Source organism: Streptomyces sp. TLI_105, from assembly GCF_900105415.1.
In the GTDB taxonomy this organism is placed as follows: Bacteria; Actinomycetota; Actinomycetes; order Streptomycetales; family Streptomycetaceae; genus Streptomyces.
In genome coordinates, this window is record NZ_FNSM01000001.1 from 1,120,194 (window position 1) to 1,141,944 (window position 21,751).

The 21,751-nt window shown below is 72.7% G+C and carries 22 protein-coding genes and 1 pseudogene; 10 read left to right on the forward strand and 13 right to left on the reverse strand.

Translation table 11 applies throughout. The features are described from left to right. The first annotated feature begins 170 nt into the window (after positions 1 to 170). Entirely contained in the window at positions 171 to 2,435 is a 2,265-nt protein-coding gene (locus BLW86_RS05100) for a catalase (RefSeq protein ID WP_093872898.1), read from the forward strand. A 50-nt stretch (positions 2,436 to 2,485) separates the two neighbouring features. Here the strand turns inward: BLW86_RS05100 and BLW86_RS05105 are convergent, their stop codons facing one another. Continuing rightward, positions 2,486 to 2,767 (reverse strand): STAS domain-containing protein, encoded by a 282-nt coding sequence (locus tag BLW86_RS05105; protein ID WP_093872899.1) that lies wholly within the window; start codon positions 2,765 to 2,767, stop codon positions 2,486 to 2,488. 236 nt (positions 2,768 to 3,003) lie between these two features. On the opposite strand from BLW86_RS05105, the gene BLW86_RS05110 reads away from it, so the two are divergent. Further along, complete coding sequence (locus BLW86_RS05110; RefSeq protein WP_093872900.1) at positions 3,004 to 3,981, forward strand: acetylxylan esterase; 978 nt, start codon at positions 3,004 to 3,006, stop codon at positions 3,979 to 3,981. A 123-nt stretch (positions 3,982 to 4,104) separates the two neighbouring features. Here the strand turns inward: BLW86_RS05110 and BLW86_RS05115 are convergent, their stop codons facing one another. Next, positions 4,105 to 5,295, reverse strand: coding sequence for a cytochrome P450 (locus tag BLW86_RS05115; RefSeq protein ID WP_143060225.1), 1,191 nt, complete (start codon positions 5,293 to 5,295; stop codon positions 4,105 to 4,107). A gap of 378 nt (positions 5,296 to 5,673) precedes the next feature. Between BLW86_RS05115 and BLW86_RS05120 the strand changes: the two genes are divergently transcribed. Together BLW86_RS05120 and BLW86_RS05125 are read left to right on the forward strand one after the other, a co-directional pair. Beyond that, complete coding sequence (locus BLW86_RS05120; protein ID WP_256341223.1) at positions 5,674 to 6,759, forward strand: cytochrome P450 family protein; 1,086 nt, start codon at positions 5,674 to 5,676, stop codon at positions 6,757 to 6,759. After that, the gene (locus BLW86_RS05125; protein WP_093872903.1) at positions 6,756 to 7,526 is read left to right on the forward strand and encodes a class I SAM-dependent methyltransferase; all 771 of its coding nucleotides are present in this window, start codon (positions 6,756 to 6,758) and stop codon (positions 7,524 to 7,526) included. The genes BLW86_RS05120 and BLW86_RS05125 overlap by 4 nt, the downstream gene beginning before the upstream one ends. A 358-nt stretch (positions 7,527 to 7,884) precedes the next feature. On the opposite strand, the gene BLW86_RS05130 is transcribed toward BLW86_RS05125, so the two are convergent. The 4 genes from BLW86_RS05130 to BLW86_RS05145 form a co-directional block, all read right to left on the reverse strand. Next, entirely contained in the window at positions 7,885 to 8,334 is a 450-nt protein-coding gene (locus tag BLW86_RS05130; protein WP_093872904.1) for an SgcJ/EcaC family oxidoreductase, read from the reverse strand. Positions 8,335 to 8,523: 189 nt separating this feature from the next. Then, the gene (locus BLW86_RS05135; RefSeq protein WP_093872905.1) at positions 8,524 to 9,522 is read right to left on the reverse strand and encodes a sigma-70 family RNA polymerase sigma factor; all 999 of its coding nucleotides are present in this window, start codon (positions 9,520 to 9,522) and stop codon (positions 8,524 to 8,526) included. A 373-nt stretch (positions 9,523 to 9,895) separates the two neighbouring features. Then, entirely contained in the window at positions 9,896 to 10,807 is a 912-nt protein-coding gene (gene opcA, locus BLW86_RS05140) for a glucose-6-phosphate dehydrogenase assembly protein OpcA (protein ID WP_093872906.1), read from the reverse strand. A gap of 83 nt (positions 10,808 to 10,890) precedes the next feature. Next, the gene (locus BLW86_RS05145; RefSeq protein WP_093878501.1) at positions 10,891 to 11,436 is read right to left on the reverse strand and encodes a DoxX family protein; all 546 of its coding nucleotides are present in this window, start codon (positions 11,434 to 11,436) and stop codon (positions 10,891 to 10,893) included. Positions 11,437 to 11,607: 171 nt separating this feature from the next. Here BLW86_RS05145 and BLW86_RS05150 point away from each other — a divergent pair, with 171 nt between their 5' ends. The 3 genes from BLW86_RS05150 to BLW86_RS05160 all read left to right on the forward strand — a co-directional run bounded on the left by BLW86_RS05150 (position 11,608) and on the right by BLW86_RS05160 (position 14,196). Continuing rightward, entirely contained in the window at positions 11,608 to 12,984 is a 1,377-nt protein-coding gene (locus BLW86_RS05150) for a dipeptidase (RefSeq protein ID WP_093872907.1), read from the forward strand. A gap of 41 nt (positions 12,985 to 13,025) precedes the next feature. Then, the gene (locus BLW86_RS05155) at positions 13,026 to 13,640 is read left to right on the forward strand and encodes an HdeD family acid-resistance protein (protein WP_093872908.1); all 615 of its coding nucleotides are present in this window, start codon (positions 13,026 to 13,028) and stop codon (positions 13,638 to 13,640) included. 133 nt (positions 13,641 to 13,773) lie between these two features. Further along, a complete protein-coding gene (locus BLW86_RS05160; RefSeq protein WP_093872909.1) occupies positions 13,774 to 14,196 on the forward strand; it encodes a DUF350 domain-containing protein in 423 nt (140 codons plus the stop codon). 10 nt (positions 14,197 to 14,206) lie between these two features. Here BLW86_RS05160 and BLW86_RS05165 read toward each other — a convergent pair whose 3' ends face one another. The 4 genes and pseudogenes from BLW86_RS05165 to BLW86_RS05180 all read right to left on the reverse strand — a co-directional run bounded on the left by BLW86_RS05165 (position 14,207) and on the right by BLW86_RS05180 (position 18,152). Then, positions 14,207 to 14,659: a hypothetical protein gene (locus BLW86_RS05165; RefSeq protein ID WP_371129449.1), complete on the reverse strand. Its 453-nt coding sequence runs from the start codon at positions 14,657 to 14,659 to the stop codon at positions 14,207 to 14,209. 26 nt (positions 14,660 to 14,685) lie between these two features. Next, the gene (locus BLW86_RS05170) at positions 14,686 to 16,122 is read right to left on the reverse strand and encodes a WGR domain-containing protein (protein ID WP_093872911.1); all 1,437 of its coding nucleotides are present in this window, start codon (positions 16,120 to 16,122) and stop codon (positions 14,686 to 14,688) included. 294 nt (positions 16,123 to 16,416) lie between these two features. Next, a pseudogene (locus BLW86_RS42965) lies at positions 16,417 to 16,770 on the reverse strand (ABC transporter permease); the annotation flags it as partial. A gap of 170 nt (positions 16,771 to 16,940) precedes the next feature. Next, entirely contained in the window at positions 16,941 to 18,152 is a 1,212-nt protein-coding gene (locus tag BLW86_RS05180) for an ROK family transcriptional regulator (protein WP_093872912.1), read from the reverse strand. A gap of 80 nt (positions 18,153 to 18,232) precedes the next feature. Here BLW86_RS05180 and BLW86_RS05185 point away from each other — a divergent pair, with 80 nt between their 5' ends. The 3 genes from BLW86_RS05185 to BLW86_RS05195 all read left to right on the forward strand — a co-directional run bounded on the left by BLW86_RS05185 (position 18,233) and on the right by BLW86_RS05195 (position 20,342). After that, on the forward strand, positions 18,233 to 18,802 hold the full coding sequence (locus BLW86_RS05185; protein WP_093872913.1) for a winged helix-turn-helix transcriptional regulator: 570 nt from the start codon (positions 18,233 to 18,235) through the stop codon (positions 18,800 to 18,802). Then, a complete protein-coding gene (locus BLW86_RS05190; protein WP_093872914.1) occupies positions 18,799 to 19,731 on the forward strand; it encodes a ketopantoate reductase family protein in 933 nt (310 codons plus the stop codon). Before BLW86_RS05185 ends, BLW86_RS05190 begins: the two co-directional genes overlap by 4 nt. A gap of 89 nt (positions 19,732 to 19,820) precedes the next feature. Then, complete coding sequence (locus BLW86_RS05195) at positions 19,821 to 20,342, forward strand: hypothetical protein (protein ID WP_093872915.1); 522 nt, start codon at positions 19,821 to 19,823, stop codon at positions 20,340 to 20,342. On the opposite strand, the gene BLW86_RS05200 is transcribed toward BLW86_RS05195, so the two are convergent. From BLW86_RS05200 to BLW86_RS05210, 3 genes are all read right to left on the reverse strand, one after another. Continuing rightward, positions 20,323 to 20,820: a DUF1877 family protein gene (locus tag BLW86_RS05200; protein WP_093872916.1), complete on the reverse strand. Its 498-nt coding sequence runs from the start codon at positions 20,818 to 20,820 to the stop codon at positions 20,323 to 20,325. The two genes, BLW86_RS05195 and BLW86_RS05200, sit on opposite strands and share 20 nt — an antisense overlap. 148 nt (positions 20,821 to 20,968) lie before the next feature. Then, the gene (locus BLW86_RS05205) at positions 20,969 to 21,337 is read right to left on the reverse strand and encodes a hypothetical protein (protein ID WP_177181561.1); all 369 of its coding nucleotides are present in this window, start codon (positions 21,335 to 21,337) and stop codon (positions 20,969 to 20,971) included. A gap of 14 nt (positions 21,338 to 21,351) precedes the next feature. Then, on the reverse strand, positions 21,352 to 21,747 hold the full coding sequence (locus tag BLW86_RS05210; protein ID WP_143060226.1) for a hypothetical protein: 396 nt from the start codon (positions 21,745 to 21,747) through the stop codon (positions 21,352 to 21,354). Positions 21,748 to 21,751: the final 4 nt, after the last annotated feature.

A 21,751-nucleotide genomic window follows, 5' to 3' on the forward strand; every position in this document is an offset into this window, starting at 1 on the left:
CGTATCCCTCAAGAACGCCTGTTCAGGCGAGTCCCTGGACAAAGCGGGGGTACTCGGGATGCCGGATGGCATTCGAGACGAGAGGGTGGCAGGGGGCTCGAGGGACGTCGGCCGGTGGGGCGGCCGAGGAACTCGCAGGCCGCGGAATCCCTCAGGAGGAGAGATCAGGCATGGTCCGGAAGAACGCGAGCAAGAAGGCGGCCCAGAAGCCCACGCCGGTCGAGGGCAGGCCCCGGAAGCGGGACGAGCCGCGCCCCGCGTCCGGCAGGCCGGCACCGGAGGCGACCGAGCCGACCCGGCCCCGGGAGCCCCTGCCGCCCGCTCCCGACCAGGACGGCCCCGGCACCTTCAGCCCGACGGGACAGCCCACGGGCGCCCCTCAGGCGGCGGTGGCGCAGGGCGGCGCCTACCTGACGACCGCCCAGGGCACCCGGCTCCCCGACAGTGACCACTCCCTCAAGGCGGGTGCACGCGGCCCGGTGCTGCTTCAGGACCACCACCTGCGGGAGAAGATCACCCATTTCGACCACGAGCGCATTCCCGAGAGGGTGGTCCACGCGCGGGGGGCCGCCGCGCACGGGGTCTTCCGGGGCTACGGCACGGCCGCGAAGATCTCCAAGGCCGCGTTCCTGGCGAAGGACGTCGAGACGCCCGTCTTCGTACGCTTCTCGACCGTCCTCGGCTCACGCGGCTCCGCGGACACCGTCCGTGACACGCGCGGTTTCGCGACGAAGTTCTACACCGAAGAGGGCACGTTCGACCTGGTCGGCAACAACATCCCGGTCTTCTTCATCCAGGACGGCATCAAGTTCCCCGACATCATCCACGCCGGCAAACCGCACCCGGACCGTGAGATCCCCCAGGCGCAGAGCGCCCACGACACCTTCTGGGACTTCGTCTCCCTCCACACCGAGGCCACCCACCACACCCTGTGGAACATGTCCGACCGGGGCATCCCCCGCTCCTTCCGGATGATGGAGGGCTTCGGCGTCCACACCTTCCGTCTGACCGACGCCGAGGGCGCGACCTCCCTGGTGAAGTTCCACTGGAAGCCGAAGCTCGGCGTCCACTCCCTGGTCTGGGAAGAAGCGCAGCTCACCAATGGCATGGACCCCGACTTCCACCGCCGCGACCTGGCCGACGCGATCGAGGCGGGCGCGTTCCCCCAGTGGGAACTCGGCGTGCAGGTCTTCCCCGACACCCCGGAGCAGACCTTCGAGGGGATCGATCTGCTCGATCCCACCAAGATCGTGCCCGAGGAACTCGCTCCGGTGCGGCCCATCGGTCTGATGACCCTCAACGCCAACCCGACCAACTTCTTCGCCGAGACCGAGCAGGTCGCCTTCCACCCCGGACACCTCGTGCCCGGCATCGACATCACCGACGACCCGCTGCTCGCCGCGCGTCTGTTCTCCTACCTGGACACCCAGATCAGCAGGCTCGGCGGCCCCAACTTCGCGCAGCTGCCCGTCAACCGTCCCCACACTCCGGTCAACGACATGTTCCGCGACGGAATGCACCAGACGGCGGTGCACGCCGGAGTCGCGCCCTACCGGCCCAACTCCCTCGACGGCGGCTGCCCGTTCCTGGCCGGGGCGGACGAGGGGGCCTTCATCGAAGCCCCCGTCGAGGTCCCCGCCGCGCGGAAGGTCCGTGAGGCCCCCGCCTCGTTCGCCGACCACTTCTCCCACGCGCGGATCTTCTGGCTGAGCATGACGCCGACCGAGCGCGAGCACATCATCGCCGCCTACACCTTCGAGCTGAGCAAGTGCTACGAACAGGCGGTGAAGGAGAGGATGCTGACGGTCCTCGCCAACATCGACCCGCAGCTGTGCGAGGGGGTCGCCACCGGCCTCGGACTCCCCGCCCCGGCCGCCACCGAACCGCTCGCGGACGTCGAGCCGAGTCCCGCCCTGTCCCAGATCGGCCGCACCTGGCCGGTGGACGGGAGGGTCATCGGCATCGTGGCCGACGGCGACGCCGATCTGAAGGGTGTCCGGGCCGTCAGGAAGACGATCCTCAACGCGGGCATGGTCCCGCTCGTGATCGGCCCGACGGGCGGCGCCCTGGGGTCGAGGAACCCCGTCACCGTGCAGCGCACCTTCGCCACCGCGCGCTCGATCGAGTTCGACGCCCTGCTCTTCGCCGGAGTGCCCCGAGCGGCGGCCGACGCCCACGGCGCCCGCGACGCGAAGGCCGGCGCGCCCGACCCCGACGGCCCCGACCCCCGGGTCCTGTTGCTGCTGACGGAGGCGTACCGCCACGGCAAGGCCATCGGCGGCTGGAACGACTCCTCCCGGATCCTCGGAGCGGCCGGCATCCAGGAGGACGGGCCGGGCATCGCCTTCGCGGACACCTCCGCCGCGGCCCTGAAGCAGCTCACGCGCGCCCTTGCCGGGCATCGCGCCTGGGACAGGTTCCCCGCGACCGTCTGAACGTCGCCGCGCGCCTGCCGCTCGTCCGCGGGAGGCGCCCGGTCGTCGCCTCAGGCGCTGTCGGCCTCCAGGAGGCGGCGGATGCGGTCGTTCGCACCGCTGAGGGTGAGGGGGACGCCGAGGCCGACGCACATGCGGTGGGCGCGGGCGAGGGCGCTGAAGGTGGCGGGGCTGGGGTCGGCGGCCGGGACCACGATGACGACCCGGGCGGGCCGGTGCTCCTGGACGAGGGCCTCGATCCGGAGGGCCGCCGCGGCGCGGTTGGTGACGTCCAGGTCACGGTGGAGCGTCACGTGCAGGGCGTCGTGACGTACGGCGTGGCTGATGAGCAAGGTGTCCCTCCGCGCAGGACGAAGGCCCACAGGTCCGACGTGGTGTGGGCGGTTCGTCCGAGGATGACACGCCTGACGGCCCGGCGGCGTTCACGTGGCGTTCACCGCGCGGAGTGTCTGCCGGGAGGCTTCGAAAGTTCACGTATATGAATTCGCACGACACCCCCCTAGGGTGAGGAAGGCCGGGGCGACCGGTCGAGATTTCGAACGAGACCCTCACTCACCAGGCGGTTTCCATGACCCAGTTCGACCTGTCCCTCGACCGGCTCCGCACGTACCGGAGCGCGTCCGTGGAGCCCGAGGACTTCGACGCCTTCTGGACGAAGACCCTCGACGAGGCACGCGCGCACGAGCTGGACGCGCGCTTCGAGCCCGTGGCGACCGGGCTCGCCACGGTGGAGGTCTTCGACGTGACCTTCGCCGGGTTCGGCGGGCACCCGGTCAAGGGATGGTTCGTCCTGCCGGCCGGAGCGGCCGAACCGCTGCCCGTCGTGGTGGAGTTCCTCGGGTACGGCGGCGGGCGGGGCCTTCCGCACACCCATCTGCTCTGGGCGTCGGCCGGGTTCGCGCACTTCGTGATGGACACGCGCGGACAGGGCAGCGGCTGGGCCACCGGCGACACCCCGGACCCGACGGGCAGCGCGCCCTCGTTCCCGGGCTTCATGACGCGGGGCATCGAGGACCCGTACTCCTACTACTACCGCCGGCTCTTCACGGACGCGGTGCGCGCCGTGGAGGCGGCCCGCTCGCATCCGCTGGTGGACGCGAGCCGTACGGCGGTGACGGGCGGGAGCCAGGGCGGTGGCATCACGCTGGCCGTGGCGGGGCTGGTGCGGGACCTGGTGGCGGTGGCGCCGGACGTGCCGTTCCTGTGCGACTTCCCGCGCGCGACGACGATCACGGACCGCACGCCGTACCGCGAGATCGGCAACTACCTGAAGACGCATCGCGGCCGGGTGGAGCGGGTCAGGGAGACGCTGGCCTACTTCGACGGGGTCCACTTCGCGGCCCGCGCCACCGCTCCGGCCCTGTTCTCGACGGCGCTGGAGGACCTGACCTGCCCGCCGTCGACGGTGTTCGCGGCCTTCAACGCGTACGCCGCGGAGGAGAAGGCGATCGAGGTGTACGACTTCAACGACCACGAGGGCGGCGGCGCGTTCCAGCAGGCGGCCCAGCTGGGCTGGCTGCCGGGGAAGCTGCGCCAGGGGACCTGACGAAGGGCCGGAGCCCTGGCCGCGCAGCGGGCCAGGGCTCCGGCGGGTGCACGTGAGCCGTACACCGGCGTTCCGCCCGCCTCCCGGACGGGCGTCACGCTCGTGGGTTTCAGTGCCAGTACTTCATGGTCGAACCTCCTCCCCCGCTCGTGGGCGCAGTGTGACCTCGAAGCGGTCGAGACCGCGGAGGGTCAGATTGCGCCTGTGGTCCGGTTCCGCGACGGCCCGTGCGTCCGGGTAGTCCCTGGCCAGGGCCCCGAGGACCGATCCGGCGAGCCGGATCGCCATGGACGCGCCCAGACAGGCATGGGCCCCGCGTCCGAACCCGAGGTGCGGGTTCGGCGCGCGGTCGAGTCGCAGTTCTGTGGGGTGGTCGAACCGCAGCGGGTCGTGGTTGGCCGCGCCCAGGAAGAGCGTGACCGGATCACCCGCCTTGATGGTGACGCCACCCAGTTCGGTGTCGGTGACGCAGACCCGGGCGTCCGCCTGGACCGGTGCGTCGTACCGGATGAGTTCGTCCACGGCCGGGGCCGGGCTCGCCCGGAACGCGTCGAGCGCGCCGGGGGTGGTGAGGAGGGCGGCCGCGGCGTTGCCGAGGAGGCGTGAGGCGGATTCGTAGCCCGCGTGGAGGACGGCCCGCAGACTGTTCCGCAGAACCGTTTCTGCCACACCGCTGTCCGTCGCGTGCTCGGCCACGTGGGCGATGAGCCCCTCCTTGGGCGGGTCCGCGAGCCATCCGCCGGCGTACTCCGCGAGCCGGGCCCGGGCCGCGACGGCGGGCTCGTGCTTCTCGGGCCACAGCCCGGCGTCCATGCCGTCGACGACGGTACGGGACATGGGCACGAACCAGTCGAGTTCGGGCGCGGGGACACCGAGGAAGGCGGTGACGAAGCGGAGGGCGACCGGCTCGGCGAGCTCTCCGACGAAGTCGAAGGAGGGCCGCCCGGCCAGCTCGGCGAGCAGGTCCGCGATCCTGTGCTCCAGGCCGTCGTGCAGGGCCTGGCGGTCCTGGGCGCGGAAGCCGTCGAGCAGCAGGTGCCGGATGGCGGTGTGCTCCGGCGGGTCGAGGGTCTGGACGCTCAGCAGCGGTGCGGGGATGTCCTCGCCCGCGCGCCGCCAGTCGGAGGCGAAACGGTTGCTGTCGGTGAGCACCGCGAGGCAGTCGGCATGGCGGGTCAGGACCCAGGAGCCGAGCAGTTCGTGCCAGAAGACCGGCGTGGTCTCCCGCATGCGGGCATAGGCCGGGTAGGGGTTCCGCAGGTTCGACGGGCTGGCCAGATCCAGGATCGGGTCCACGGCTGCCGCTTGCTCCACGAAACGTCTCCCCCTGTGCGTCGGGCCTGGTTGAGGCCTTGACTGCTTACCGAGTTGAGCGCACGAGACGCCGGATCACCGGTGGGTGGAACGCCTCGCTGGTGCTTCACCGACAGTTCGCCGGTGCTTCCCCGTACATCATCCGAGCCGAGCGCCGGTGACGCTACCACGCAACTGGGGTGGCTGGTATGACTACCTGCCTCAGATCTTTCACAAAGCTTCGGGGAGTTACGGAAGATGACCGGCCAAGACCAGACAATCGTTCACGATGTCCCGGTAAACGTTGCTCAACAGCCCAACCCCTACCCGCTCTTCGAACGCATCCGTGAGCACGGAGTCGTCCAGCGCGTCCGGCTGAATCCCACTCTTGAAGTCTGGATGGTCACCGGCTACGACGAGGCGGTGGCCGCGCTCACCGACCCCCGCCTCAGCAGCAGCCCCGTCGGGGTCAACGGCCTCGAGGAGGAGATGGCCCACCAGGAGCGCACCAACGTCCTGATGGCCAGCATGCTCGTGGCCAACGGGGAGGACCACACGCGGCTGCGCAACCTCGTCTCGAAGGCCTTCACCTTCCGCCGCGTGGAGGCGCTCGCGCCCCGCGTCCAGGCGCACACCGACGCCTTCCTCGACGCGATCGCGCAGCGCGGATCCGCCGATCTGGTCTCGGAGTTCGCGCTGCCGCTGCCGATGGCCGTGCTCAGCGAGCTCATCGGCATCCCGGCCGAGGGGCAGCCGGACTTCGCCCGCCTCGCGGTCGGCCTGATCATGCCGCCCAACACCCCGGAGCGGCTCGCCAAGGGGGCGCGGGCCCGCGCCGAACTCACCGAGTTCTTCGAGCCGTTGATCGCCGCGCGCAAGGCGGACCCGAAGGACGACCTGCTGAGCGCGCTCTGCGCCGCGCAGGCCGAGGAGAAGATCAGCGACCGCGAGCTGACGGCCATGGCCATCCTGCTCACGCTCGCCGGCCACGAGACCACGGCGAGCCTCATCGCGAACGGCGTCCACGCCCTCCTGCGCCACCCGGAGCAGTTCGCCGCGCTGCGCGACGACCCCTCGCTGCTGCCCGGCGCGATCGAGGAACTCCTGCGCTACGAGGGGCCGGTGAGCCGGGGCGTCGCACGCTTCACGGTCGACGCGTACGAGATCGGCGGGGTCACCGTCCCGCCCGGCGAGATGATCATCATCGGCCTCGCCGCGGCCAACCGCGACCCCGCGCGCTACGACCGTCCCGACATCCTCGACGTGGCCCGTCGCGAGGTGCCGCAACAGCTCGCTTTCGGCCATGGTGTGCACTTCTGCCTGGGCGCTCCGCTGGCCCGCGCCGAGGCCAGGATCGCCATCGGCACCCTGCTGCGGCGCTTCCCCGACCTGCGGCTCGCGGACCCGGACGCGGACCTGAGCCGGCGCGAGGGCATCCTGCGCGGCATGGCGACGCTGCCCGTGACCTTCACCCCGCAGGCGTGAGGGGCAGGGCGGTGAAGGCGGCGGAGTTCGACGAGATCGCTCCGGGATACGACGAGTCGCGCGGCGGTACGGCGCGTGCCGCCGGTTTCGCGGAGCAGCTGGCGCCGCTGCTCGACCCGGCGCGCCCGGTGCTCGACATCGGCGTCGGGACGGGCATCGTGGCGGCCGAACTGACGGCGCGCGGGCACACCGTGCACGGCGTCGACCTCTCCCCCGGGATGCTCGCCCGGGCGAAGGCCCGGCTCGGCGCGCGGGTGGCGGTGGGCGACGCCTGCCGGCTGCCCGTGCGGAGCGGCTCGGTGGACCAGGCGGTCTCGACCTGGCTGCTGCACGCGGGCCCGGACAACCGGGCCGTCCTGGCCGAGGTCGCGCGGGTGCTGCGGCCGGGTGGGCGCTATCTGGTGATACCGGCGGGCGGGACGCGTCCGACGGACGACATCGGGGTCCTCGTCGGGGAGTTGGAGGACCGCCTCGACCCGGAGGGCAGCCGCCGCGACGGCCCGGAACGGCTGGCGCCGATCGGCGCGGCGCACGGCCTCGTCTACGAGGGGACGGCGTCGGAGCGCCCCACGTCCTTCCCGGTGTCGCCGCGGGCGATGGCCGAGTCGCTGACGCGCGGTCTGTTCACCGGAGCCTGGGCGGTGGGCGGCGACGCGACCCGCCTGGTCGACGAGACCAGAGCCCGCCTGCTCGCCCTGCCCGACCCGGACGTCCCCCGGGTCAGGAAGACGGCGGACGTCGTCCTGGTCTTCAGCCGACGGACCTGAGGGGGCGTCGCGAGCCAGGCGGGACTTTCCGGACACCCCCTGGGGCGCGTCCGGCGGATCTTGTGACTTCGCGGGTTCTGTCTCGTTGGCATGCGCCTGGGGCGGGGAGATCTTCCGAACGTGGAGTGGGTCCGGATGAAGCCGCGTCTACCGAAGTCCGGGCAGCGTGGGGGCCATTGGGCCAGTCATCGCGGGATCGTCAACGGGCAGAGGGGGGAGCTCCGTCGCCTCGCCGACAGGCTGATGAACATGAACTGGAGGATGGACACTCCGGTGGGGACCCCGCTCTGGGCGGCCTGATCAAGGGTGGCGTTCAACGCGGGCACCAGCCGCGGATCGGCGGCTGGTGCCCGCTTCGTCAACGGCAGCCCGTGTCTTCGCGCCGAGCAGCCGTGGCTTGGTTCGCAGGCGCCAGCACGGGGCTGTTGTGATAGGCGGCGATCAGCCACTGGCCGTTCCGCTTCTCGAAGACCCAGGTCGCGTTCACCTTCCGCGGGTCCGGAACCTCGGTCTCGCCGGCGAACAGGATGCCGGATTCGCTGACGACGATCGCGCCGTCCTTGCCGAGGAAGCGGATGCTGAGCTGCTTGTTGTAGGTCGAGCTGCCCTTGAGCGGTCCCTCGAAGGCCAGGGCCATGTTCTGCCGGATCACGTCACGACCGTCGCGGAGCGATCCGGTCATGATGGCGGTCGCGTCCGCGGTGTAGTCGGCGACCATGGCGTCGGCGTCGCCCGCCTCCCATGCCTTGTAGGAGTCGACCAGCACGGCCTTGATCGCGGCCTCGTCTTCCGCACGACTGACTGACATCGGGTTCTCCCCTGTGAGCGGTTCGTCCGGGGTGTTCCGGCGAACTCGGCAGTACATACCGGCGGTGGGGTCGGAACTCATCGCGCCCGCGGGCAAAAAATGTCGAGGTGTGCGGGACGGAGACCTGCCGCACTGCCGGAGACCCCCGCCGTGCCCCCTGCTGCTCGAACCGTCGTCCCCCTCACCTGGCTACATACGACCCCCGACGCCGGTGAGTCCCTGGTCGTCGAGTCCGGTGGCCAGACCGAAGGACGCGAAGACCTCGGAACCCTGGAACACCGAGTTCCGGCTGATGCCCTCGGCAGTGACGGTGAAGATCTGGAGCGTGTGCAGCCGGTATCCGCCACCGACGCGCTGGTAGGCGGCGAAGCCGGGCTGGCCGTTGGCCGCGACCGCCTTCAGACGCCAGTCCGTTCCGAGCGCCCCGAAGACCCATTCCATGAACAGGCCGTAGTTGCCGCGGCCGACGAACCAGTTGAGCACCGGCGGCATCTCCATGAGCACGTCCTCGGTGAGCAGCCGCTTGAGACCCTCGACGTCGGCGTGCTCGAACGCCTTCATGTAGCGCTCGACCCAGGCGCGCTGTTCTGCTGCGGACGGCTCGCTGAGACCCTCCTGCCGGACCCCGACCTCCTTCACCCGAGTACGCGCCCGCTGCAGGGAACTGTTCACCGATGCGGCGGTGGTGCCGAGGATTTCCGCCGCCTCGGACGCGGAGAAGCGCAGCACGTCACGCAGGATCAGCGCACCGCGCTGACGCGCCGACAGGTGCTGCAGGGCGGCGGCGAACGCCAAGCGCAGGGTGCTGCGGTCGATCACGGCCCCAGCCGGATCGCCGGCGTCCAGCAACGAGTCCGGCAAGGGCTGGAGCCAGGCGGCGCTCTCTCCCTGGACGAGCGGCCCGAGCGGGTCCGACGCGGCCACCAGCCCCGACGGCAGCGGTCGGCGGCCGCGAGCCTCCAAGGCGGTCAGGCAGGCGTTCGTCGCGATCCGGTAGAGCCAGGTGCGCAGTGAGCTGCGAGTGTCGTCGTACTGTTCCCGCGCCCGCCACGCCCTCAGGTACGTGTCCTGAACCAAGTCCTCGGCATCGTGAGCCGAGCCGAGCATCCGGTAGCAATACGCCAGCAGCTCCGTTCGGAACGGTTCGACCAGCCGATCGAAGCCTTCTTCTCCTGCCGTCACGCCCACGCCCCGTTCTCTGCTCCTGCCCAGACCACCGTATCCGGAGGCAGCGACACCCACGGCGGGTTCCCAGGCGCGGGTTTCGTCCGGCTGGACCTCGATGCGGCCACCGTCGTACCCGGCTGCTGCCTGGTCGTACTCCCTCCTGGAGCGCTCGCTTCGTTGACGGCACCCCCCTCTACACCCCTCCACGATCCTGCGCGGAGCAGCACTGGGAGGTGTGCGCGCCGGGACCGGCGGCTCCTGATCCGGGCGGGGTCAGGTGTGGTGCCGCTGGTGTCCTGACCCGCACCGACCTGTGCGCCGCACGCGTGGTGCGGGTCCAGGCGCGGAAACCTGGGCCCGGCAAGGGGCATCGCCCAGCAGAGTGCGGGGCCCGTCAGGCGCGTCCGCGTAGCGCCGCCGCGTAGGCCTCGTCCGGGTCGAGGCGGCGGAGTTCCTCGGCGATCAGTTCCGCGGTGGTCCGGACCTTCAGGGCGAGGACCCTGCTGGGCTGGCCGGGGATGGCGAGGCGTGCGACCGGTCCCTCGGGCCGGTCGATGCGGATCTCTCCGTCGGGGGTGCCCATGCGGACGGCCGTGACGACGGGGCCGTCGGTGACGACCCGGTCGACGGGGACGTCGAGCCGGACCTCGAACCAGCGGGCCAGGAGTTCGGCGCTGGGGTTCTCCGCCTCGCTCTCGACGGCGGCGGAGGTGATGGTGAGCGGTGCCTGGTCCAGGGCGGCGGCCAGCATCGAACGCCACGGGGTGAGCCGGGTCCAGGCGAGGTCGGTGTCGCCGGGGGCGTACGAGGCGGCGCGCTTCTCCAGTGCGGTGAGGGGGTCCTCGACCGCGTACATGTCGGTGATGCGGCGCTGCGCGAGCGAGCCCAGCGGATCCCGGGAGGGCACTTCGGGGGCGTCGACGGGCCACCAGACGACGACGGGCGCGTCCGGCAGGAGCAGCGGCAGGACCACGGAGTCGGCGCGGGCGCCGACTTCGCCGTACAGCCGGAGCAGGACCGTCTCGCCCGAGCCGGCGTCGGTGCCGAGCCGGACCTCGGCGTCGAGCCGGGTCTCGTACCGCTCGCGGGGGGTGCGGGCGTGGCGCTTGATGACGACGAGGGTGCGGGAGGGGTGTTCCCGCGAGGCCTCGTTGGCCGCCTTGACGGAGTCGTACGCGTTCTCCTCGTCGGTGACGACGACGAGGGTGAGCACGGCGCCGACGGCGGGGGTGCCGACGGCCCTGCGACCCTGCAGGATCGCTTTGTTGATCTTGCTGGAGTCGGTGTCCGTCAGATCGATCTTCATGTGCGGCGCCCGTCCCTTCCTTCTGCGGCGAGCCTAACCCTCCCGCGCGGCGGACGCGTGCGGGTCCCCCTGCGGAAGTCGCCCTACGCCGACTCGGGTTCCACGTCGGGGGCCGGTTCGGGGGACGCCTGTTCCTGGGCGCGGCGGCCGACGACGGCCGCGGCGGCGATCGCCGTGCCGAGGAAGGCGGCGGCCACCACCCACGGGCGGTCGAGGACGTGTCCGGTGACGTGGTCCAGGGAGTAGCGTCCGGCGCCGGTGATGCCGATCCCTGCGGCCGTGAAGCCGAGGAAGGCCGGGTACTCGTAGCCTCCGCCCTGGGCGAAGAAGCCGGCGGGGGCGTGGACGGCGACGGCTCCGGCCATGGCCCCCGCCGCGGCGGCTCCGGCGGCCGGGGTGGCGAGGCCGAGCGCGAGGAGGACTCCGCCGCCCGCCTCGCCGAGACCGGCGGCGATCGCGCTCTCGCGGCCCGGGTTGAAGCCCATGGCCTCCATCGCCTTGGTGGTGCCTTCGAGGCCGCCGCCCCCGAACCAGCCGAGGAGTTTCTGTGTGCCGTGCGCGGCGAGCACGGCACCGGTGCCGACTCTCAGCACGAGCAGTCCGAGATCGCGTCGATTGGGGTGGCCCATGGGGTTCTCCAGGTGCGGGAGGCGGACGCGTACGCCCTCCACTCTCGTCCCGATCACCTCCCCTCGCCCTCCGGGACCCACTCGGAATGGGCCACTCGAGTCATGTTTTGCGGCTCTTGACCACTGTTGCTTGACTGGGTGGGCTTTCGTCCCCGAGGGAAGTGGGTACGCATGTCCGCCGAGTCCACCGAGACCGCAGCCCTGCGGGAGAAGGTCCGGGCGCTGATGCCCCGGGCGAAGGAGGACCTGACCGCGCTGGTGGCGATGCGTTCCGTCGCCGACCCGCGCCAGTTCCCGCCCGAGGAGTGCGCCAAGACCGCCGACTTCCTCGTGCGGGCCTTCACGGAGGCCGGACTCCGGGACATGCGCCGGGTGACGACCCCGGACGGCACGGACGCGGTGGTGGGGCACGCGCCGGGGCCCGAGGGGGCGCCGACGGTGCTGCTCTACTGCCACTACGACGTGCAGCCGCCCCTCGACGACGCCGCCTGGCGGACCCCGCCCTTCGAGCTCGCGGAGCGCGACGGGCGCTGGTACGGCCGCGGGGCCGCCGACTGCAAGGGCAACATCGTGATGCACCTGACGGCGCTGCGCGCCCTCGGCGGGCCCGAGGGCCGGGGCTTCCCGGTGAACATCAAGTTCGTGGCGGAGGGTTCGGAGGAGCAGGGCACGGGCGGTCTGGAGCAGCTCGTGCCGCTGCGGCCCGAACTGTTCGCCGCCGACACCCTGTTGGTCTGCGACACCGGAAACTTCGCGCTCGGCCTGCCCACTGCCACCACCTCGCTGCGCGGGCTCACCAACGTCGTCGTGACCGTCTCCACCCTCAGGGGCGAGATGCACTCCGGCATGTTCGGCGGCCCGGCGCCCGACGCCCTCGCCGCACTCGTCCGGATCCTCGACAGCCTCCGCGACGAGCACGGCAACACGACGATCAAGGGACTGCCCGACGACGGCGTCTGGGACGGGGTGGACTACCCGGTCGAGCAGTTCCGCGCCGATGTGGGCGTACTGGACGGGGTGTCCCTCGTCGGGACGGGCTCGGTCGCCGACGAACTGTGGGCCCGGCCCGCCGTCACCGTCCTCGGCATCGACTGCCCGCCGGTGGTGGGCTCCTCGGCCGCGATCCAGGCGAGGGTACGGGCCAGGGTCAGCCTGCGGGTGCCGCCGGGGATCGACGCGGACGACGCCCTGCGCGCCCTGACGGACCATCTGACCTCGGCCGCCCCCTGGGGCGCCCGGGTGGAGGTGGAGGCGGAGAGCGCCGGGCAGCCCTTCCGGGCGCACACCGACGGCCCCGCCTACCGGGCCCTGGGGGCGGCGCTCCGCGAGGCGTACGGGAAGGACATGGTCCAGTCGGGGCAGGGCGGCTCGATCCCGCTGTGCAACGTGCTCGCCGCGCAGTTCCCGACGGCGGAGATCGCCCTCATCGGCGTCGAGGAGCCGGGCTGTCTCATCCACGCGCCGAACGAGAGCGTGGACCCTTCCGAGATCGAGCACATGGCGCTGGCCGAGGCCCTGTTCCTGAGCTCCTACGCCACCCCGCTCTGACCCCCCGCCGCCATCTGCAACGAAAGGACCGGTGCGGTTCCATGACACAGACCCACGACAGTCCGTACGGCCGCTCCCCGCGAGAGGACGCGCCACCCGGGCCCCTGGGGCTCCTGGCGGGCTTCGCCTGGCAGGCCCTGCTCGTCGCCGGGCTCGTCTCGCTGGTCCTCGGCGTCATGGTGCTGGCCTGGCCGGAGGCCACCCTGCGGGTGGTGGGGGTGCTCTTCGGCCTGTACCTGCTGCTCAGCGGTGTGACGCAACTGGTCGCCGCCTTCGGCACGCACGCCACCACGGCGCTGCGGGTCATGGCCTTCATCAGCGGCGCGATCTCGATCCTGCTCGGTCTGTTCTGCTTCCGGGGCGCCACGCAGTCGACCCTGCTGCTCGCGCTGTGGATCGGGATCGGCTGGCTGTTCCGGGGCATCACCCAGACCGTGGCGGCGGCCTCCGACCCGGCGATGCCGGCGCGCGGCTGGCAGATCTTCCTCGGTGTCGTCAGCGCGCTCGCGGGAGTCGTGCTGATCGTGTCCCCGCTGGAGTCGGCCACGGTGCTCACGGTCCTCGGCGGCGTCTGGCTCCTCGTCGTCGGCGCGGTCGAGCTCATCACGGCCGTCATGGTCCGCGCCCGTGCCAAGGACCTCCCGCCAGGCGCCTGACGGAGTTCGCCACTTCCGTCCGCCGTCCGCCCGTGCTCCGGGCGGGCGGCGGGTTCGCTTGACCCGTGCGCTACATTTTGCCGGTCCTTGACCACCGATCCCCCGCGATCGCTACCTTCGGAGCCGGCACTTCATGAGCGACATCGTCAACGGCCTCGGCCGGGCCGGCGCCTACGGCGCCCTCGGCGTGGTCCTGCTGATCCTCGGCATCGTGCTCGTGGACCTGCTGACCCCCGGGAAGCTCGGGCGCCAGATCTGGGAGGACCGCAACCGCAACGCCGCGATCCTGCTGAGCTCGGCGCTCCTCGGGATCGGCGGCATCGTCTTCACCTCCATCTGGACGACGTACGACCACTTCGGCAGGGGGCTCGTCTCCACCGCCGCGTTCGGCCTCCTCGGCCTGGTGATGATGGCGGTGGCCTTCCTCGTCGTCGACCTGGTCACGCCGGGGAAGCTCGGCGCCACGCTCGTCGACCCCGAGCCGCACCCGGCGGTCTGGGTGACGGCCTCCTGCAACATCGCGGTCTCGGCGATCGTCTCCGCCTCGATCGCCTGACGGCCGGGGCTCACGGGGCCATGGGCTCCACCTCCAGGAAGCGGCGGCCGCGCGGCCCCTTGTAGAGGAGCGCCTCCCAGCCGAGCCGCGCCAGGACCGACACACAGGCGCCCAGGGCCTCCGCCTCCTCCTGGGCGGCGCCCGCCCCCGACGGCCCCAGCCACTCCACCACCGCCGTGTCGGGCCGCTCCCCCACTCTGACGCGGTATCCGGTGGAGAGCCGGACCCCGGCGGCGTCCACGGACGAGGGCGTGATCCCGCCGGACTCCAGGGCGAGGGCCACCGCGTGGACCGGTCGACGGCGCTCCCAGTCCGCGGGCACGGTCCTCGGGTCGCCGCCCTCGCTCAGGGTCAGCCGTCTGATCTGGAGCAGCCCGTCGACGGCCGCGCGGATCTCCCGGGAGCGCTGCTCGGCCTCGGCCGGGGGCAGCGGCGGCCCGTCGCCCGTGGCCGCCTCGAACACGCCCGACCCACCCCCCGCGCCGGTGGTCACAGGAGCCGCCGGATGTCGCCGCGCACGCGGTAGAACCCGCCCGCGGCCGGGTGCAGGGCGTCCACCACGTACCGCGCGCCGGCCTCCCGGATCGCCCGCGGGAACTGCACGTTCCACCCGGATTCGTACCCCTGCGAGACGACCCGCACCCTGGTCCGGCCCGACTCGGTCACGCACTCCACGACCACCGAGCCCGCCGGTGCGTCGCTGACGGTGGTCACGGCGGTCGCGGTCGTGGCCGGCTCGTACACCGGCAGGGCGGCGGCGAGCTTGACGTCCCGCGCGACCGGGACCGTGCCCTGCTGCGCGGCCTCGATCGCGGCCTCGCTCGCGTCCACGCAGACCAGCGAGCCGTCCGTCGTCACCAGGTAGAGCCGCTCGTCCCGGTACTGCATGGAGAGCGCCGAACCGCCGCCCGTGCCCAGCTTCCACAGCCGGGTGCCGTCCTCCGCGAAGCAGTAGACGGAGGAGGCCGAGTCGGCCGCGAAGACGAACCGGCCGCCGGGCGAGGTGGCGCAGGAGTAGACCGGGCTGTCGCAGGAGTACACCGCCTCCACGCGCCCGTCCTTCTTCGCGAGCCGGTGCACCTTCTTGCGGGACGTGCCCGCGTAGACCGCGGTGTCCTCCTGCCAGCCGAAGAGGACTCCTCCCTCGGTCGCCGTGTGCCACAGCTCGCCGCCGCCGTCCGGCGCGTGGGCGGCGACGCCCCGCGTGTCCCCGTAGTAGACGGCGTCCCCGTCGGCGCGGACCATCCAGGCGTGCTCTCCGGCGCCGGCACGCGCCCACTGGTGCTCGTCCTCGTGGTCGATGACGGTGAGCCGTCCGGAGCGGTCGGCGACGTGCAGGACGCCCTCGTGGATGTCGAGCCAGAAGATGTCGACGTCGGTGGCGATGTCGTAGGCGGCGAAGGGGAGCTTGGACGAGAGGTCGTACACCTTGCCGTCGTCGCAGCCCGCGTAGATCCAGAAGTCGTCGGCGACCAGGCACTTGACGCCGTCCGGCAGACTGAAGCGGGCCTGCACCTCGCCGCCGCGGTCGAGCGTGAAGACGTCCCCCGCCTGGTTGCCCACCCAGCAGCGCTCCTCGTCGACGTGGATGCCGAAGGCGGCCGAGCCGGTGCGGAAGCGCCAGAGGACGGGGGCGACGGCCCGCGCGGTGGAGGGCGCGGAGGTGACCTCGCGGCGCGTCACGGGGCGCGCGGCGCGCTGTCCCGGGACGGCGGGGGCGTATCCCTTGCGGACCTTCTCGCCGATCTTCTTCGCCGCCGCGGCCTGCGCCTTCGCCGCCGTGGGGAACGCGGAACGCTGGGTCTGTCCGTCCGAGCCGATCCGGCCGTAACGGACCGACACCGCGAGGCCCTCGACGGTCACTTCGTAGAACTTGTGTGCACCGCCGCCGTCCTGCGACAGCTCCAGATAGGTCGTCGTCGTCATGCTGAGAACGGTAGGGGCCACCACTGACAACGGCTTGTCGTGGAGCCGCGGCCGAGGGACCAAAGGCCCGGGCATTCGGGACTTTCGCCGCGGCATTCCGGACATTCACCGCTGTGACCATGGTGCGTGAAGATCATCCGACGAGCCGTCACCTCAGGAACGGCCGGAAGGGCCTCATGACCGAGCCACCGAAGCGGCCCCTGCCTGTCTGTCCGGCCTATCCGCCCCGTCCGTCCCGTCCGTCCCGTCCGGGCGAACGGACGACGGGCCCGCCGTCTCGGTGCCGGCGCCCCGCCGGCCGCCGCCCTCCGACCCCGACCTGACGGAACGTCCGGGGCCGGCCGTCCCCGGCTGGGCGAGGAGGGCGGTGGTGACGCCGACGGGGGCGGTGAGGGCGATGTCGACCGTCTTGCCGACCGCCGTACGGGCTCCGCCGGGGCCGCCGCCGAAGACCATGCCGCCGCGTCCGCCGCCGAACCCGCCGCCGCTCGAACCGAGTTCGGCGGTGAGGGTCGGGCTCGCGGCGGTGACGGCGTACGCTCCGGCGAGGCCGATCGCGATGCCGAGGACGCCACCGATGACGCCGTTGACGAGGGCCTCGCCGACGACCTGGCGGGTGACCCGGCCGCTCTTCCAGCCGAGGGCCTTCGACGGCCGACCGGTCGGACGCCCGGGGCCTTTGCCGTCGGTCAGACGCCCGGGAGCTTCGCATCGGGCGGACGTCTGGGGCTTCGTGTCGCTCAGAGGCCCGAGGCCTTCGCGTCGGCCAGACGCCTGAGGCCTTCGTATCGGTCGGACGCCCGGGGCCTTCGCGTCGGTCAGACGCCCGGGAGCTTCGCGTACGCCAGCGGGTCGGACAGGACGTCGTGGAGGACGAGGGCCGCCGCGCCGCGCGACGCGTCGGTGGTGGCGGACGCCGGGCGGAGGCGCTGCGCGTCCGGGGCCCAGAGGCCGGAGACGACACGGGTGGCGAGCTCCTCGGCGACGGCGGGGGCCAGCCAGGGCATCAGGTGCGGGTAGATGCCGCCCAGGACGACGGCCTCGGGGTCGAGGAGGTTGACGGCACCCGACAGGGCGCGGCCGAGCATCCGGCCGGCGTCGGCGAGGGCGGCGAGGGCGCGCGGTTCCCCGGCCTCGGCGCGGCGGGCGAGGTCCGGGACGCCGGTGGCGCCCGCCGAGGCGAGGAGGGCGGTCTGTCCCGCGTACTGCTCCAGGCAGCCGCGTGAGCCGCAGCGGCAGCGCGGGCCTTCGGCGTCGACGACGAGGTGTCCGATCTCGCCGGCGAAGCCGTGGGCGCCGCGCAGGAGTTCGCCGTGGACGACGATCGCGCCGCCGACGCCGATCTCCCCCGTCAGGTGCAGGAAGGTGCGGAGGTGTCCGAGGTCGCCGAACCACAGCTCGGCGAGGGCCGCCATGTTGGCCTCGTTGTCGGAGGTGACGGGGAGGCCGGCGGTGCCGGGGCGCAGGGCGGTGAGCGCCTCGCCGAAGAGGGCCTCGGCGGGGATCTCGTTCCAGCCGAGGTTGGGGGCCTGCCGGACGGTCCCGTCGGAGACGAGTCCGGGGAGGGCGAGTCCGGCGCCTGCCGGGGCGAGGTGCCGCTCGGCCGCGGCGTCCAGGGCGTCCGCGGCGATGCGGGCGGCGCGGGCGAGGACGTCGGCGGCCTCGGCGTCCCCGTTGTCGAGGTGCTCGGTGCGGCGGACGCGGTCGGTGCCGGTCAGGTCGACGACGCAGACCGTGACGTAGTCGACGTTGATCTCGACGCCGAGGCCGGCGGGCCCGGTGTCGGCCGGTTTGAGCACGGTGCCCGGCCGTCCCGCCTGCCCGCTGAAGGTCTTGCCCGACTCGACGAGGAGGCCGAGGTCGAGGAGCTGCTCGACGAGGGAGGAGACGGCGGGCCGGGTGAGCCCGACGCGGGCGGCGACGGCCGCGCGGGTCGTCTCGCCGGCCTCGTGGACGGTCCGCAGGACGAGGCTCAGGTTGTGCCGGCGCACTCCCGACTTGTCGGCCTTGGGTTCCGTGGGCTGGTTCATGGTGAGCGAGAGCCTAGTCGTCCCCTTCGCTCGCGTGAAAACAGTTCGGTGACCGAACTGTTCTGCGCTAGGCTCCGCCCGTGACGCTTCCGCGCGACTACCGCGGTCAGACCTGCGCCCTCGCCCGCTCGATGGAGATCGTCGGCGAGCGCTGGACGCTGCTGATCCTGCGCGACGCCTTCTACGGGGTCCGCAGGTTCGGCGAGTTCGCCGCGCATCTGGGCGTCCCCCGGGCCGTCCTCACCGACCGGCTCGCCACCCTCACCGAGGCGGGCGTCCTGGCGCGCCGCCCCGGGACGGGCACGGGCCGCCGCGAGGTCTACGGGCTCACGCCCAAGGGCGTCGCCCTCTGGCCGGCCGTCCGGGCGCTCACCGCCTGGGGCGAGGAGTTCTACGCGGCGGAGGGCGGCCCGCGCCGCGTCTTCCTGCACGCGCGGGACGAGGCGCCGCTCGAACCGGACGGGCGCTGCACCGGCTGCGGCGCGGCCGTGCCCGTCCAGGACGTCCTGGTCGCCCCCGGCCCGGGGCTCGCCCCCTCGGGCCCGGACGACGACCCGGTGACGGCGGCGCTCGCCCGGCCGCACCGGCTGCTCACCCCTCTGCTCACCACCGCGCCCCCTGGGCGCCTCACGAAGGGTTCATCCCGATGAAGATCCTGGTCGTCGGCGCCGGTGCCACCGGTGGCTACTTCGGTGCCCTGCTCGCCCGCGCCGGCGAGGACGTCACCTTCCTGGTCCGCCCGGCCCGGGCGGCCGCACTCCGCGAGCGCGGGCTGCGGGTCGTGGGCCGGGACGAGGAGTGGACGGTGGAGCCCCGCCTCGTCACGGCCGACGAGCTGCGCGAGCCGTACGACCTCGTCCTGCTGTCGGTGAAGTCCACCGGGCTCGACCGGGCGATCGAGGACGTCGCCCCGGCCGTCGGGCCGGACACGGCGGTCGTACCGCTCCTCAACGGCTTCGCCCACGTGGACGCCCTCAACGCCCGTTTCGGCGCGTCGGCCGTCCTCGGCGGCGTGGCCAAGGTGGTGACCGCCCTCGACGACTCGGGCGACATCAGGCGGCTCGCGCCGCTGGCCCATCTGGCCTTCGGGGAGCAGGACGGGACGGTCTCCGCGCGCGTGGAGCGGATCCGGAAGGTCCTCGACGGGGCGGGGATCGACGCGCCGGTGCCGTCCGACGTCCTCACGGCGATGTGGCACAAGTGGGTGTTCATCACCACGTTCGGCGCGGTGACGAGCCTGATGCGCGGCACGGTCGGCGACGTGTACGACGTGCCGGGCGGCCCCGCCCTGGGCCCGGCGCTGCTCGACGAGGCCGCCGCGGTCGCCGCCGCGGCCGGGCACCCCGTACCGGAGGAGGAGCGGGCGGCGACGCTCGCCGTGGTGTCCGCGTCGGGTTCGCCGATGGTGCCGTCGCTCTACCGCGATCTGACGGCGGGCCGCCCGACCGAGGTCGAGCACCTCTTCGGCGACCTGACCGCCCGGGCCCGCGCCCTCGGCGTGGCGACCCCGCTGCTCGACCTGGCGACCCTGCACCTGCGCGTCCACCAGCGCCGGGTCGCGGCTGCCGCGGGGGCCTGACGGGAGGATGCCGTCTCCCCCGCGCGGGGGAGACGACGCGGCCGCCGGGGCGATGCCGGGGCCCCCGGTCCGGCGGCAGTGTGGACGGCATGATGAAGCTCAAGGCCCTGCCGGGCGTCCCCCGTTGGGCCGCCGTCGCCGCCCACGCCGTGCCGCTGATCGTCCTGCCGTCGGGTCTCTGGCGCGTCGCCCTGACGTTCGGCGCGCCGGTGGCCCGGGTCGACGACCCGACTCTCGGCCTGGCCGCCTACCAACTCGGGCTCACCGTCCTCGCCGAGCTGCTCGCCTTCCTGACGCTGGGTCTGGTCCGTGAGTGGGGCGAGGTGTTCCCCCGCCGGCTGCCGTTCCTCGGCGGACGTCCCGTCGGTGCCCGGGGCGCGACCTTCGCCGCGCTGGCGGGGGCCTTCGGGCTCGCCGCCCTCACCTGCTGGTTCGTGTACGTGGTGTACGCGGGCATCGGCCCGGCCTCCCCCGACAACCTCACGGTGAGCCCGTTCCAGCAGACCCTGCTCTGCGCCTGCTACCTCCCGCTCCTGGCCTGGGCCCCGCTGCTCACGGCGGTGGCGATCGCGTACCACCGCCGTCGCCGTTTCACGCCCACACGACCTTGACCACGGCGTGGCCCGAGGAAGCGGCCCGCGCGTAGAACCCCCGGAGCGACTCGTGGTGTTCGAGGTACTCCTGCCGGAAGAGCGCCTCGTTCGGACCGCCGCCCCCGAGCCTGGAGCCGACGGCGTTCCACAGTTCGTCGAAGGAGACGGCCGCGAGGAAGTCCGCCGCCTGGGACACCTCGGGCGGGTCCATGAAGATCATGGGCGGGTTGTGGAGGTCGGCGTCGGGGCCGGCGGCCACAGGACGGCCGCCGTAGATCGGCAGCGTCCAGGGGCCTTCGGCACGGGTGCCGGCGGGGTCGGCAGCGGTGTAGAGATCGTTGACGGAGTCCCAGACCTTCGAGATCGAGTCGGCGACACCGGCCGCGTACTCGACGGCGTGGTCGTCCCAGGCCTTCGCCATGTACGCCGCGAGCCAGGTGTGGTCCTCCCGGATCTCGGATTCCACGACGGCCCGGAAATGTACGTGGATGCTCACCGCTGCAAGTCCCCCGCTCCGACGGCCCGGTGGTCGGACCGAACAGGGCGAACGTAGCCGACGGCACTGACAACGGGCGGTCCGAGGAGCGCGGCGGCGCACGGCGCCCCTGTCGGCGCGCGGTCGCCGACGAGGGCCGCGACGGCCCCTACCGGTCGACGGACAGCGGCTCACCGGAGTACCGGTCCAGACCCGCTTTCCAGCATCGCTGCTGTTCGAGCCGGTGCACGTAGCGCGGCGAGGCGTCACAGAGACCGACGCTGATCGGGTAGGGGTCGAACTCGTCCAGAATCACCTTGCGGAGGAATTCAGCCCTGCCGCAGGGGAACAGGGTGAAGTCGTCGTGGGTGTGGCGACCGCAGACCAGGGCGGGCCACCGGTCGGGGTCGGGGTGGGTCGTCAGCCGGCAGAGGATGTCCGCGCCGGACGTGACGCCCCGGGCGAGGAGGTGCTCCGGGTCGACGTCGAGGCCTTCCTGGCCGCGCCGGGCGATGCCCGTGGAACGTGCTGCTTCCACGCGGCAGCGGGAGGCTAGGGGGTGTTCGCGCCGAGTCGGGCACGCCGTGCGCGGTTCCGCAGGTGGACGACGGGCGGCAGGGCGGATGCGATCAGCGCCATCACGGCGGCGGCGACCCGGTGCCGCGCCTGCTGGCCCATGAGCAGGCACGAGACGACACCGAAGCAGGCACCCGCGGCCGGGACCAGGGCCGCGTTCCGCCCGGCGGTCGTGTCGGTGAGGGAGGCCACGCTGAAGTAGGCGACGGTGAAGCCGGCGAACAGGGCGAGTGTGTACCACCCTCCGCCGTCGGGGAGGGCGTAGCCCTTGCGGTTTCGCTCCGGTCCCAGGTCGACGGCCCCGGCGACCGCCCAGAAGAACGCGCTGGAAACCACCACGCCGAGAGCGACGCGCCACGCCGGATTCCTCACGCCG